General features: G+C 31.4%; 15 protein-coding genes and 1 tRNA gene. 5 read left to right on the forward strand and 11 right to left on the reverse strand.

The window, feature by feature from the left end:
* Positions 1 to 4: 4 nt before the first annotated feature.
* From ABD939_RS11670 to ABD939_RS11700, 7 genes are all read right to left on the reverse strand, one after another.
* Positions 5 to 487 (reverse strand): ExbD/TolR family protein, encoded by a 483-nt coding sequence (locus ABD939_RS11670; protein ID WP_345168758.1) that lies wholly within the window; start codon positions 485 to 487, stop codon positions 5 to 7.
* Positions 488 to 508: 21 nt separating this feature from the next.
* A complete protein-coding gene (locus ABD939_RS11675; protein WP_345168761.1) occupies positions 509 to 1,117 on the reverse strand; it encodes an ExbD/TolR family protein in 609 nt (202 codons plus the stop codon).
* A 1-nt stretch (position 1,118) separates the two neighbouring features.
* The gene (locus tag ABD939_RS11680) at positions 1,119 to 1,553 is read right to left on the reverse strand and encodes an SND2/TMEM208 family protein (protein WP_345168764.1); all 435 of its coding nucleotides are present in this window, start codon (positions 1,551 to 1,553) and stop codon (positions 1,119 to 1,121) included.
* A 21-nt stretch (positions 1,554 to 1,574) separates the two neighbouring features.
* A complete protein-coding gene (locus ABD939_RS11685) occupies positions 1,575 to 2,342 on the reverse strand; it encodes a MotA/TolQ/ExbB proton channel family protein (protein ID WP_345168767.1) in 768 nt (255 codons plus the stop codon).
* Positions 2,343 to 2,416: 74 nt separating this feature from the next.
* Positions 2,417 to 2,504, reverse strand: a tRNA-Ser gene (locus ABD939_RS11690).
* Between the two features lie 78 nt (positions 2,505 to 2,582).
* Entirely contained in the window at positions 2,583 to 3,614 is a 1,032-nt protein-coding gene (locus ABD939_RS11695; protein ID WP_345168769.1) for an asparaginase, read from the reverse strand.
* A 5-nt stretch (positions 3,615 to 3,619) separates the two neighbouring features.
* On the reverse strand, positions 3,620 to 4,387 hold the full coding sequence (locus ABD939_RS11700; protein ID WP_345168772.1) for a TatD family hydrolase: 768 nt from the start codon (positions 4,385 to 4,387) through the stop codon (positions 3,620 to 3,622).
* 76 nt (positions 4,388 to 4,463) lie between these two features.
* On the opposite strand from ABD939_RS11700, the gene ABD939_RS11705 reads away from it, so the two are divergent.
* Entirely contained in the window at positions 4,464 to 4,904 is a 441-nt protein-coding gene (locus ABD939_RS11705) for a retropepsin-like aspartic protease family protein (RefSeq protein WP_345168775.1), read from the forward strand.
* A gap of 25 nt (positions 4,905 to 4,929) precedes the next feature.
* Positions 4,930 to 5,562: a response regulator gene (locus ABD939_RS11710; RefSeq protein ID WP_345168778.1), complete on the forward strand. Its 633-nt coding sequence runs from the start codon at positions 4,930 to 4,932 to the stop codon at positions 5,560 to 5,562.
* A gap of 473 nt (positions 5,563 to 6,035) precedes the next feature.
* On the opposite strand, the gene odhB is transcribed toward ABD939_RS11710, so the two are convergent.
* The gene (gene odhB, locus ABD939_RS11715) at positions 6,036 to 7,247 is read right to left on the reverse strand and encodes a 2-oxoglutarate dehydrogenase complex dihydrolipoyllysine-residue succinyltransferase (protein WP_345168781.1); all 1,212 of its coding nucleotides are present in this window, start codon (positions 7,245 to 7,247) and stop codon (positions 6,036 to 6,038) included.
* 41 nt (positions 7,248 to 7,288) lie between these two features.
* Positions 7,289 to 10,024, reverse strand: a complete 2,736-nt coding sequence (locus ABD939_RS11720) for a 2-oxoglutarate dehydrogenase E1 component (RefSeq protein WP_345168783.1) — start codon at positions 10,022 to 10,024, stop codon at positions 7,289 to 7,291.
* Between the two features lie 158 nt (positions 10,025 to 10,182).
* On the opposite strand from ABD939_RS11720, the gene ABD939_RS11725 reads away from it, so the two are divergent.
* Positions 10,183 to 10,713 carry an alpha-ketoglutarate decarboxylase gene (locus ABD939_RS11725; protein ID WP_345168785.1) on the forward strand — a complete coding sequence of 177 codons (531 nt, stop codon included), beginning with the start codon at positions 10,183 to 10,185 and terminating at the stop codon, positions 10,711 to 10,713.
* A gap of 29 nt (positions 10,714 to 10,742) precedes the next feature.
* Here the strand turns inward: ABD939_RS11725 and ABD939_RS11730 are convergent, their stop codons facing one another.
* Together ABD939_RS11730 and ABD939_RS11735 are read right to left on the reverse strand one after the other, a co-directional pair.
* A complete protein-coding gene (locus ABD939_RS11730; protein WP_345168787.1) occupies positions 10,743 to 11,093 on the reverse strand; it encodes a hypothetical protein in 351 nt (116 codons plus the stop codon).
* Positions 11,093 to 12,067, reverse strand: a complete 975-nt coding sequence (locus ABD939_RS11735) for a polyprenyl synthetase family protein (protein WP_345168790.1) — start codon at positions 12,065 to 12,067, stop codon at positions 11,093 to 11,095. Before ABD939_RS11735 ends, ABD939_RS11730 begins: the two co-directional genes overlap by 1 nt.
* A gap of 191 nt (positions 12,068 to 12,258) precedes the next feature.
* Here ABD939_RS11735 and ABD939_RS11740 point away from each other — a divergent pair, with 191 nt between their 5' ends.
* Both ABD939_RS11740 and ABD939_RS11745 read left to right on the forward strand, forming a co-directional pair.
* Positions 12,259 to 12,864, forward strand: a complete 606-nt coding sequence (locus tag ABD939_RS11740) for a TetR/AcrR family transcriptional regulator (protein ID WP_345168793.1) — start codon at positions 12,259 to 12,261, stop codon at positions 12,862 to 12,864.
* Position 12,865: 1 nt separating this feature from the next.
* Positions 12,866 to 14,182: a TolC family protein gene (locus ABD939_RS11745; RefSeq protein WP_345168795.1), complete on the forward strand. Its 1,317-nt coding sequence runs from the start codon at positions 12,866 to 12,868 to the stop codon at positions 14,180 to 14,182.
* Positions 14,183 to 14,186 lie beyond the last annotated feature (4 nt).

Here is a 14,186-nt window from a genome sequence, read left to right on the forward strand (position 1 = left end):
GTATTTATTGATTCATATTCGTTAATGCATCACCTGTTCCTGTTGTATAATTGATTTTTAAAGCATTTACTTTTCTTAGTTCTTGCTTAACATCTCCAACAATACCCATATTTGCTTCTCTATCTACCTTTAAAGATACTGTCAAAAAAGGAATAAGTTCTTCCCTTAAAGCACCTCTTTCAGCAGCAATAAATCCACCCACTTCACTCACACTTGCAAACTTATCATTAAGCTGAATTCTAGCTTCAGTACCAAATTTCTTATAATTCTCACTTGGCTTACCCATGTAAATATAACTCACTGGATTCTTTTTATCTAGTTTTTCTATTTGATCAGCAACTGGTAAAGCATTTTGTATCATTAAGGTATCTTCTCTCATTACAGTAGCAACCATAAAAAAGAATAATAACATAAATACAATATCTGGTAAAGACGCTGTATTAATAGGAGCTAAACCTCCGTCTTTTTTCTTTTTAAATTTAGACATAATCTTTATTTATTTTACCTGTTATTCTACTACCTCAGATAGTTTCTGTGGTATTTCTAACTTTATCTGGTCTATAACAGCTTTGAGTTTATCTTTATTACCAGTCCATCTAACATCTTTGTAAGTGTCTTGCATTTTTATAAAATCCATCTTTGGAAACCCTTTTGATGAACCAATTTCTAAAGCTCTTCTATTTCTTAAAACATTATACGCCGCTACTAGTTCATTCTGTACTGCTATATAAGCAGCATATGATGTTTCACGGTCATTCTTTAAAGATATAATCGCTTTATCAGGATTATCCGATGAAGCAGGATCTTTTTGTCCTTTACAAAAACTACAAGAACCATCACCCCCATTGTCTAAAAATTCAATAGCAGCTGCTCTTAAATCTTTAATTTCCATGTTTTCATCTTCAACTAGTAATTGATCATTCTTATTTAATAAAACAGTAAAGATGTTTTTTTGCTTTATTATTGGCGGTTCCGTTTCATCCTCAATTGGAGGAAGTTTACGCGTTATACCAGAATCCTTCTCTATGGTAGTAGTTACCAAGAAAAAAATTAATAGTAAGAAAGCTATGTCGGCCATTGAGCCTGCATTAACTTCTGGTGCTGCTCGTTTTGCCATATTATTTAATCATTTTTTTAATTCCAAAAAACAACATTGATCCTCCAGCTATAAATAAAAGGAAATAGAATAAATATAATCCTGCACCTAATAGTTTTGAACCACCTTCTGTGAATATTTCACCATCTTTTAAAATAGTTTCTTCACCTTTAGCAAATCCGAAATAACATATTAAAGCTAATAAAGCAAATATTCCCACACCCTTAAGTGTGCTCTTCATTTTTTCTGAATCAGAAAAAATATTCTTTAGAGAAAAAATCACTACAAAAGCTAAAGTTAAAAATAAAACTAAATATGCTATATACATAAATGTATTTACCGTACCACCTGCTTCTCCTAACTCGATAGCCTCATCTCCTGTTGATATTATCATAGCAAGAAACACTATTGAAAGCACTCCCACTATTCCTAATACTATGGTTAATATTTTTTTCATAATAGTTTACAATTTTAATTATTACTTCTTGTGTCTAATTAGCAAATCCATTAACGTAATAGAAGCATCTTCCATATCGTTAACAATGCTATCTATTTTAGCAATAATATAATTGTAAAAAATTTGAAGTATGATTGCTACAACTAAACCAAATACTGTAGTTAAAAGTGCTACTTTAATACCACCTGCTACTAATGAAGGGTTCATATCTCCTGCAGCTTCAATTTTATCAAAGGCTTGAATCATCCCAATTACTGTACCCATGAAACCAAGCATTGGCGCTAGTGCAATAAATAATGAAATCCAAGATACATTCTTTTCTAATTGTCCCATTTGTACACCACCGTAAGCTACAACAGCTTTCTCTGCAGCTTCAATACCTTCATCAGTTCTGTCTAAACCTTGATAGTAAATTGATGCAATTGGACCTTTTGTATTTCTACAAACTTCTTTAGCCGCTTCAACACCTCCAGAAGACAAAGCATCTTCAACAGATTGGGTTAATTTTTTTGTATTTGTAGTAGAAAGATTTAAGAAGATAATTCTCTCGATAGCAATTGCTAAACCTAGAATCAAACATAAAAGTACAATCCCCATAAATCCTGGACCTCCTTCAATAAATCTCTTTTTTAATTCTTGATGAAACCCAACAGACTCTTCAGCAGCCGCTTCTTCTTGAATTGTAGTAGTTACAGTTGTTGCTGTACTTGTGTTTGCAATAGTTGTTGCATTGACAGTTCCAAATGCCATTGTACTCGCAATAGCTAGGATAGAAAATAATCTTTTCATGTTCTCGATCTTAATTTTATTAGTTAAAGTGTTAAAGATATAAAAAAAAAGTAATTAAAAATAAAAAATAACAGCAGAGAGGAAGGGATTCGAACCCTCGATACCCTTTTGAGGTATACACACTTTCCAGGCGTGCGCCTTCGACCACTCGGCCACCTCTCTTTAATTTTTTGTACGTTTAAATTACGGACGCTCAAATAACAAAAAAAAGTTTGAACGCTAAAATTTTGACAGTTAAATTTAAGACATTTCTCCTCTTAAAGCCGATTCAAATGTGATTTTGAATAATTTATCTGGAATTTCTCTCCCAAGCATAAACATAAGTTTACTAATTGCAGCTTCTGTTGTTATATCTTTCCCTGAAATTACACCAATATTTTTTAATTGATTACTTGTTTCATAATGCCCCATCATAACACTACCTCCAGAACATTGTGTTATATTAATAATATGTATACCTTTTGATATTGCTTTCTTTAATAAATTGATAAACCATTTTTCTGTAGTACAATTTCCTGCTCCAAAAGTTTCAATAATAACAGCCTTAATATTTTGCGAATCTAAAATCCCTGTTATCATGGTTTCTGAAATACCAGGAAATAATTTTATTAATGCAATATTATTATCTAGGTTTTTATAAACTTTTAGTGGTTCATTAAGTTTTGGTTTGAATAAGTATTCCCTATTAATTTTGAGGTGCACTCCAGATTCTGCTAAATCTGGGTAATTAAATGATGCAAATGCCTGAAAATGTTCAGCGTTTATTTTAGTAGTCCTATTTGCTCTATATAATTTGTACTCAAAATACAAACAGACTTCTTTTATTAACGACTCATCCTTGTCCTTTAATGAAGCCAACTGAATGGACGTAATTAGATTTTCTTTAGCGTCGGTTCTTAAATCTCCTATGGGTAGCTGTGATCCTGTAAAAATTATTGGTTTTGTTAAATTCTCTAGCATAAAGCTTAAAGCTGAAGCCGTGTAACTCATGGTATCGCTTCCGTGTAATATTACAAAACCATCAAATTCTTTATATTTTTTTTCAATTAATTCAGCTATCTGCACCCAATATTTAGGCTCCATATTGCTAGAGTCTATTGGGTTTTTAAAAGAAACTGTATCAATATTACAATCTAACATTTGTAATTCTGGGATTTTCTCTAAAAGCGTTTTAAAATCAAAAGCTCGTAATGTTCCTGTTTTAAAATCTTTAATCATACCTATCGTACCTCCAGTATAAATAAGTAATATGTTGGCTTTAGGTAAACTCATTATTATTAAATTTTAAACACGTTTTTAGAATTCCTTGTTGTAATATCTGCTATTTCTTGTTGAGACCTATTATATATTGTAGACAATTTTTCTAGTACATTAATAATGTATGAACTTTCATTTCGCTTTCCTCTATATGGTACTGGCGCTAAATAAGGAGAATCGGTTTCTAAAACAATATGTTCCAAATTTATTTGATTTAAAAACTGATCAATTTTCCCATTTTTAAAAGTTACCACACCACCAATACCAAGTTTCATATTATAAGAAATAGCTTTATTTGCTTGTTCTAAATTTCCAGTAAAACAATGAAAAACACCGAATAAATCTTCCCCTTTCTCACTTTCTAAAACTTCAAAAATTTCATCAAAAGCTTCTCTGCAATGAATTACTATAGGTAACTTATATTTCTTTGCCAGTTTAATTTGAAATTTAAACGCTTCTTGCTGAATATCAAGTGTAGATTTATCCCAATATAAATCAATCCCTATTTCCCCTATCGCATAAAAAGAGCGTTCGGCAAGCATGACTTCAACATGGCTTAACTCGTCTTTATAATTACTCTTTACGTGTGTTGGATGAAGCCCCATCATTAAAAAAATATTATCAGGATAATCATGCTCTAATTGAAGCATTGCTTTGGTATAACTGGAATCGATAGCTGGAATAAAAAAACGAGAAATACCCAAATTAAGAGCGCTTTCAATTACATCATTTCTATCCTCATCAAAAGCCTCACTATATAAATGTGTATGTGTATCTGTAATAATCAAAACTTAATTTAAAGGTCAATAATATTTTGTAAAAATAATTGTTTTTATAGGATTATATTTGTTTAAACTAAATTTGATGAATACGCTTCAAGAATTTTTATTATCTAAAGGTTACACTAAAATTAAATTACACCTTACCAAAACAAATCATTTTGAAATAAAGGCTAGTATAAATGGCCATAAAGGTTTATTTATTTTAGATACTGGAGCTTCCAGTTCGTGTGTGGGTTTTGAAGGTATTGATACTTTTAAACTAAACGCTGAAAACTCTGAAATAAAAGCTGCTGGTGCTGGCGCCATAGATATGGAAACAAAAATGGCTAAAAAAAACAAAGTAAAAATTGGCAAATGGACAAACAATAAGGTTGTTCTCGTTTTATTTAATCTTACCCATGTAAACACAGCACTAACCAACCATAATTCTAAACCTGTTGATGGTATAATAGGTGCAGATATTTTAAAAAAAGGGAAAGGTGTTATTGATTATGAGAAGAAATATCTATATTTAAAATTGTAATAATAGCAATTATCCCTAAAAATTAATGAATACATCTATTGTCATAGCTGACGATCACCCTTTAATGTTACGTGGCTTAACAGACTTTTTAACATCAAAAGGGTATAATATTATTGGAAGCGCTGAAGATGGAAAATCGGCCTACAACCTAATAATAAAGCTAAAACCAGAAATAGCTATTTTGGATATAAGAATGCCACACAAAACTGGTTTAGAAATTGCTGAAGATTGTCAAAAAAATAATTTATCAACTAAAGTTATTCTTATAACATTTGATAAAGAAGAAGAGCTATACGACAAAGCCAAAGCGTTTAATGTATTTGGTTATATTTTAAAAGAGTTTGCCATAGAAGAGATTGAAACTTGTATTGCACATGTAGCAAACAATAAACCATATTTTAGTGAAGAAATTGCATCTTATTTAAATCATAGTAATTATGATGGAAAACCAACTGAACTAGATTTATTAACCAAATCTGAATTAAGAATTGTTAAACTTATTTCAGAAAACAAAACAAGCCAAGATATAGCCGAAGAACTAATAATTTCTGTTAGAACTGTTGACAAACACAGAAGCAACATTGTAAGGAAATTAGGTTTAGACAATAAACCAACTTCGCTATCAATTTGGGCTGGCTTAAATAAAAATCATTTATGAAAAATACGTAGAAGTGCGTATTTTTTTTTACGTTGATATAACATACCTTTACAGTGCTATTAATTAGTTCTTAGGGAGAATTATAGAAAACTCTAAATTGTAATGATTTAGAGTTTTCGCTTTTTAAAATCTTTATTATCCAATAAAAATACGTAGAAGTGCGTATTTTTTTTTATTCCAATTTGATATACATTTACAGTGCTATTAAATCTTTGAGAGATTATATTAAAAAAAACTCTGTGTTAATTAAATAGCACAGAGTTTATATTTAGACAGTGCCCCACATGTTAAGTGTTTAAAATGGAAAAAAACAACAGCCTTCTCGAAAAATACATTGTAATAAGTTTAACTGTTTTAGTTATAATTATTATATCAATAAATATTATTATCAACATTTTATAATTATTAGTTAGAAAAAAAAAAGAGCTCCCGGAATTTTGGAAGCTCTTTTTTTAATTTATTAAATATATCTGTTATAATTCTAAAGCTTTTTTAACTTCATTATTCATCAATATTTCTATTGGATTTTCTAAGGCTTCTTTAACAGCTACTAAAAAACCAACACTTTCTTTTCCATCAATAATTCTATGATCGTATGATAATGCTACATACATAATAGGCCGTATCTCTACTTTTCCATCAATTGCCACAGGGCGCTCAACAATATTATGCATTCCTAAAATTCCACTTTGAGGTGGGTTAATTATTGGGGTAGATAACATGCTACCAAAAACACCACCGTTGGTAATTGTAAATGTACCTCCTGTCATTTCATCAACAGTAATTTGTCCATCTCTTGCACGAAGCGCTAAACGTTTAACTTCAGATTCAACACCTCTAAAACTTAAATTTTCAGCATTTCTTATTACCGGAACCATTAATCCTTTAGGACCTGAAACTGCAATACTAATATCGCAAAAATCATAAGAAAGCATTTCTTTGCCATCTATCATTGAATTAACTGCTGGGTACATTTTTAATGCACGAACTATAGCTAAAGTAAAGAAACTCATAAACCCTAAACTAACGCCATGTTTTGTTTTAAAGGTCTCTTTGTATTCTTTTCTTAAGGCAAAAATTGGTGACATATCAACCTCATTGAAGGTTGTTAACATAGCCGTTGTATTTTTTGCTTCAACTAAGCGTTCTGCTACTTTGCGTCGTAACATAGACATTTTACTTCTTGAAGTTCCACGGCTTCCACCTGTTGGTGTTCCCATAGATGGCACTGCATTTACCGCATCTTCTTTGGTGACTCTTCCATCTTTTCCTGTTCCTGATATAGATGAAGCATCCATACCCTTTTCAGCTAAAATCTTTTTTGCAGCTGGACTCGCAGACCCTGTTGCATATGTTTTTGCATCAGATTTTGTTTCTTTAGGCGCTTCAGCTTTAGGTGTGTCTTCTTTTTTATCTTCTTTTGGCGCATCGCTTCCCTCTGGCTTTTCTGCATCTGTATCAATCAAACAAACCACAGCTCCAACCTCTACTGCATCACCCTCTTCTGCTTTTAGTGTTATAACACCACTTACTTCTGCTGGAAGTTCTAGTGTTGCTTTATCACTATCTACCTCAGCAATAGCTTGATCCTTCTCAACATAATCTCCATCTTCAACTAACCATGTTGCTATTTCTACTTCTGTAATAGACTCCCCTGGAGAAGGCACTTTCATTTCTAAAATCATACTTTATAATTTTATTTGTATTGCGAATTAATATCTAATTATTATTTAAAAACGGCATCAATAACTCGTTTTTGTCTTCTTTTGTCTCTTGTGCTAGATCCTGGTGCAGGCACAGAATTATATGGTCTGGTAATACCTTCCAGTTTTACCATGTCCAGTCTTTGAATCATATGTCCCCATGCACCCATATTTCTCGGTTCTTCTTGAGCCCAAATATAATGTTCTGCATTAGGGTATTTATCTATAATCTTTTGAATTTTCTCTTTGTGTAATGGAAAAAGTTGTTCTATCCTAATTAAAGCAATGTCTTCACGATTTAACTCCTCTCTTTCTGCAAGTAATTCATAATAAAATTTACCCATGCAAAACACCATCTTTTTTACTGTTTTTGGGTTTATAGAGTCATCAATAACTTCTTGAAATTCTCCCTCAGCTAATTCACTTAAACTTGACACTGCTTTAGGATGTCTAAGTAAACTTTTAGGCGTAAATACTATAAGTGGTTTTCTGTAATCGCGTTTCATTTGGCGACGTAATAAGTGATAAAAGTTAGCTGGTGTAGTACAATTTGCAACTACCATATTATCATCTCCACAAAGTTGTAAATATCGTTCTATTCTTGCCGATGAATGCTCAGACCCCTGTCCTTCATATCCATGAGGCAACAAAACAACTATACCATTTTGAGCTTTCCATTTATCTTCAGCAGCAGACAGGTATTGGTCAAAAATAATTTGAGCGCCATTACTAAAATCTCCAAACTGTGCTTCCCAAATAGTTAATGTATTAGGATTTGCCATGGCATACCCATAATCGAAACCAAGTACACCATACTCAGATAAAAATGAATTATAGATATCCATTTTACCTTTATTTTCGGGATTAATGTTTAAAAGGTTAATACGCTCTTCAGAAATTTCATCTCGTAAAATAGCATGACGATGACTAAACGTTCCGCGTTCTACATCTTGCCCTGAAATACGCACATTGAAACCCTCTTCCATTAAACTTCCGTAAGCTAAAGTCTCTGCCATACCCCAATCTAGAGTATCTGTTTCAAAAACCATTTTAGCTCGACCTTTTAAAATTCGTTCTGCTTTTCTTAAAAACTTAACACCATCTGGAACAGTAGACACTACTTTTGAAATACCCTCTAATTTACTTTTTGAATATTTTGTATCAATGGTCTCTAACATAGAATCTATGCCATGACGTTCAAAATCTGTCCAACGTTCTTGCATAAATTCTCTAACTATAGAAGAATCTGCTTCTTTTGATTTTGAATATTCTTTCTCGAGAGTATCCTTAAAGTTAGAAATTATATTGTCTAGATAAGCTTTATCAATAGTATTTTCTTCTATTAGTTTATCAGCGTATATTTTAAATGGATTAGGGTGTTTTGCAATATTTTTATAAAGTTTAGGTTGCGTAAATCTGGGTTCATCTCCTTCGTTATGTCCATATTTACGATATCCTAACAAATCTATATAAACATCTTTTTTGTAACGCATTCTGTATTCTAAAGCCATTTCTACAGCATGAACTACAGCTTCAGCATCATCTGCATTTACATGCAAAACTGGTGATAATGTTACTTTGGCAACATCTGTACAATAGGTACTAGATCGAGCATCTAAATAATTAGTAGTAAATCCAATTTGGTTATTTACTACAATATGAACTGTACCTCCTGTTTTGTAGCCATTTAACCTACTCATTTGGGCTACTTCGTATACGATGCCTTGTCCAGCAATAGCAGCGTCTCCATGAACTATTATTGGTAAGATTTTAGAATCATCTCCATCATAATCACTATCTATTTTGGCGCGTGTTATGCCTTCTGCAACTGGAGCCACAGTCTCTAAATGCGATGGATTTGGTACTAAATTCATTTTGATATTCTTACCATTTTGATAAGTTTTATCTAATGTTAATCCTAAATGATATTTTACATCGCCATCAATATCTTCATCTTCAAAATCTTTCCCGTCAAATTCACTAAAAAGCTCGCGTAAAGGTTTTCTAAAAATATTAACTAATGTACTTAAACGACCTCTGTGCGCCATTCCTAAAACACATTCCTTAACTCCAAACTTTTCTACAGAATAAAAAAGCATGTTACTTATGGCCGGAATTAACGACTCTCCTCCTTCTAGCGAAAACCGTTTTTGACCCACATATTTTGTTTGCAGAAAATTTTCAAACGTTACAGCTTGATTTAACTTAGAAAGGATGTATTTCTTTTTCTCTTCAGAATAATTAGGCTGATTGTCATTTTTATTAAGTTGATCTTGCCACCATTGTGTTACCTCAGGGTTGCGCAAGTACATATATTCTACACCAATAGAGCTACAATAAACACTTTCTAAATGAGCAATTATTTCTCGTAAGGTTTTAGCACCTATTCCTAAGTTTTCTCCAGCATTAAAAACGGTATCTAAATCACTTCCCGAAAGTCCAAAATTCTCTATTTCTAAAGTTGGAGAATAGGTTCTTCTATCTCTAACTGGGTTTGTTTTAGTAAACAAATGCCCACGCATTCTGTAACCATCAATAAGTTTTACAACTTGAAATTCTTTTTGAACATGTTCTGGTATTTGAGTTGAAACACCCTCAACAATTTCACCACTTAGTCCATAATTTTCACTACCAAAATCGTAACCTTGAAAAAAGGCTCTCCAACTTGGTTCTACAGAATCTGGATTTTGTAAATATTGGTCGTATAAATCGGCAAAATAAGCCGTATGTGCTGCATTTAAAAAGGAAAATTTATCCATTGTAATTTTTAATACCGTAAAGGTTAGCCAAAAATATTCGGTAAAAATACAACTTTTACTAAAATTAAAAGTTTCTTTTAGTATATTTATAAGTGATCGCTTTATTACTTAAACAATAACTTTTTTAAGTGTTAATTATTTAACTATTTCTGTTGTAAATGAAAATATTCCACTCAATTCGTAAAACATATTTCGCGCTCTTTTTAATCACTATTTTTTCTTTGGCAAATTTAAATGCTCAACAAAATTCAAATGATTTTTGGAAGAATGTTCGCTTTGGTGGAGGAGTAGGATTGAACTTTGGAGATGGCTTTTTTAGCGCAACCATTGCACCAAGTGGTATATACGAATTTAACAACACTTTTGTCCTTGGTGTTGGACTTAACGCAACATTCAATAATCAAAAAAACGTTTCTAAATCTACTATTTTAGGAGGTAGCATTATAGCGCTTGTTAATGTTATTCAAGAAATTCAATTGTCTACAGAATTTGAACAACTTAATGTAGATAGAAATTTTAATGCCAATTTAAATATTGCTGATGATAATTATTGGGTACCGGCATTATTTTTAGGGATAGGTTACAGAAGCGGCAATGTTACTTTTGGTGTAAGATACGATGTGCTTTATGACGATGAGCAAAGTATTTACTTAGATCCATGGATGCCATTTGTTCGATTTTTCTTTTAACCTAATAAAGAATATTTTTCAAAATAGCTTCAAGAATATTTATTCTTAAACCAAACCTTTTGCCATTCACGTTTCAAAATTAAAAAAGTAACATCCTCCGATAGTTTTAAGATGTCTTCGCCATTTAAAGCTTTTACTTGTTTTTCAGGAACGTCTATTATGTAAAGTAGATTTAAATATTCAGTAAACTTTTCTTGAATGAGTTTATAAACGGTTTCATGAAGCAGTAATTTTAAGCTTGAAGGTAAAATTTCTTCATGAAAATCTAAATCTATATTAGCCAACAAAAAATCTTTATTAAGCTGAAATACTAGTTTTTTGTAAAGATCTAATTCAGTAGCTTCCTTAATTAAACTCTCAAAAGTTTTAGGCAATTGCATTATACTTTCCTATTCATCAGGTTAGTTCCAAATGCTTTTAGAAGAGCTTTCTTATCATCAGAAATATTTAATTTATCTAACCCAGAAAACGCTTTGTTTGTATAATCTTCAATGGCTTGCTTGGTAGCATCAGCAGACCCTGAAGACTTAAAAAGCTGTTTAGCAAGTTCTATTTTAGAATTAACATCTTCAGGGTTTGAAGAAAATAGTTCAACCAAATTACTCCTATCATTTTCATCCGAAAATTCTAAAGCTTTTAAATACAAATACGTTTTTTTATTCTCAATAATATCACCTCCAACCTGTTTTCCAAATGTTTTTGGGTCTCCGAAAGCATCTAAGTAATCGTCTTGCAATTGAAAAGCAATTCCTAAATTCCGTCCAAATTCATAAATATTATTCTGGTCCTCTTTAGAGGCATTAGCAACAATAGCTCCCATTTTCATGGCAGCTCCAACTAGAACAGCTGTTTTGTATTCAATCATTTTTAAATACTCAGAAACAGTTACATCATTTCTGGTTTCAAAATCTACATCGTACTGCTGGCCTTCACAAACCTCTATAGCTGTTTTACTAAATAGTTTTGCCAAACTCCTGAAAGTATCAGCTTCATAGTTTTCGAATAACTGGTATGCCATAATAAGCATAGCATCACCAGAAAGTATCCCCGTATTGACATCCCATTTTTCATGAACGGTTTGCTCTCCTCTTCTTAAAGGAGCATCATCCATAATATCATCATGTACCAACGAAAAGTTGTGAAAAACTTCAATACTCAAAGCGGCATTTAAAGCTTTTTTGTAATCTCCATTGAAAATATCTGAAGTCATTAAGGTTAAAACAGGTCGTAAACGTTTTCCGCCTAGTGCTAAAATATAATCAATAGGTTGATAAAGATTCTTAGGTTCTTTTAAGGTTTCATAGTTTTTTAAGTAACTAATAAACTCTTCTTGATATTCTTGTATTGAAAGCATCAAGCAAAAATAATGGAATTAAATATGATTAGAAAACCCATTTTAAAAAGTAATTCAGAAAAAAAATATAAAATATGTCCCCAACGGAAAATTATAAACGTTTATAAGATAAAATTTATGTTAAATAATTGTAAAACTTTGGAAACTTTTTTTGTTTTTAAAGTTTCCTGTTGTAGTTTCGCGCATTCATTATGAGAGATAATATAATACACAAATCGGCAGAATTATTTTTAACACTTGGTTTTAAAAGTGTAACAATGGACGATATTGCTCATGAAATGGGTATTTCTAAAAAAACTATTTACGTCCATTTTGCTAATAAAACTAAGCTAGTTGAGGCTGTTACTTTTGAGCTTTTTGAAACTATTTGCGATGGTATCGATAATATTTGCGAAGCATCAATTAATCCTATTGAGGAATTATATGATATTAAAATGTTTGTAATGCACCATTTAAAAAACGAAAAATCATCACCTCAATTTCAATTAAAAAAGTACTATCCGCAGATATATGATGCATTAAGACGAAAGCAATTTGAAAAAATGCACGACTCTGTGAAAGACAGTTTACAAAAAGGTGTTGATACGGAGTTATTTAGAGCCACTATTGATGTAGATTTTATTTCTAGAATGTATTTTAATGGTATGACAGGTATAAAAGATAATTCCATTTTCCCTCAAGAATTATATACTATGAATTATTTAATGGAAAGCTATTTAGAGTATCACTTAAGAGCTATAGTTACAGAAAAAGGATTAAAAATATTAAACAAATTTATAACATCAAATCAATCATAAAATGAAAATAAAACCAATTCTACTTTTATGTTTTCTAAGTAGTACACTTATGTTTTCGCAAGAGAAACAAAATCAGTTCTCCCTGCAAGAGGCCATAAATTATGCTCTAGAGAACAATAAAACCATAAAAAATGCAGACTTAGATATTCTAGCTGCTGAACAACAGGTTTGGGAAACATCCTCACGCGGGTTACCTCAAATTAATGGTGCTGTTAACTATAATTTCAATGCAGTAAGAGCTTTTGATCCCGAACCAGGCGATGTATTTGGGTTCATTTTTCCAAAGCACCAGGTAACGCCAAGTGTAACGCTTAATCAGTTAATCTTTGATGGTGGCTATATTGTTGGTTTGCAATCTAACAAGGTATTCTTAGATATATCCAAGAACGCTAAAGACAAAACGGTAAATACTATTGAAACCACTGTTATAAGTGCTTATAATAATGCATTGTTAACTAAAGAGAGTATTGGAATTACTAAAAACAATATCAAGGTGTTATCCGACAATTTAGAGGAAACTAAAAAGATATTTGAGAACGGTTTAACTGAAGAAGAAGACGTTGAACAATTACAATTAACACTTTCCAGTCTAGAAAACAACCTAAGAAGCCTAGAAACACTTTCTGAAATTTCTAAGGGATATTTAAAAATTTTGATGGGATTGGAACAAAGTGAAACTATAGAATTAACAGACTCTTTGGAATCGCTAGTAGTTGAGAATATTTCCTTAAACCTAATTAGCGACTCACATTCTGTAAGTAACAATATTGATTACAAAATAGCTGCGAATGACGCAGAGAGTAAACGATTAGAATATAAGTTAGAAAAGTCTGAACAACTACCAAAAGTAAATGCTTTTCTTACCTCTAACTACTTAGGTATTTCGGAATCCTTCGGCAATTATTTTGAAGCTCAACAAGAATGGTTTTTCACAACTTCTACTGGGCTTAGTATAACGTTTCCAATTTTCACCTCTTTTGGTGGAAAAGCTAAGAGACAACGTGCTAAAATTGAATGGAACAAAGCTAAAAATAGCCTTATTGATACTGAAAATCAGTTATCACTTGAATTTAAAAATGTTAAAAACGAGTACCAATTAGCAATTGACACATACAATAACAAGCAAAAAAACTTAGCATTAGCAGAAAAAATTGAAAAGAAAAATACTATAAAATTTAAAGAAGGTGTTGCTGGGAGTTTTGATTTAAGACAAGCACAAATGCAACTATACAATAGTCAACAAGAATATTTACAAGCCATCATCAATGTTATAAATAAAAAGGCTGAATTAAAAAACTTATTAAATATCCAAAACTAAAAAA

The organism is Algibacter aquimarinus, assembly GCF_039543265.1.
GTDB lineage: Bacteria > Bacteroidota > Bacteroidia > Flavobacteriales > Flavobacteriaceae > Algibacter_B > Algibacter_B aquimarinus.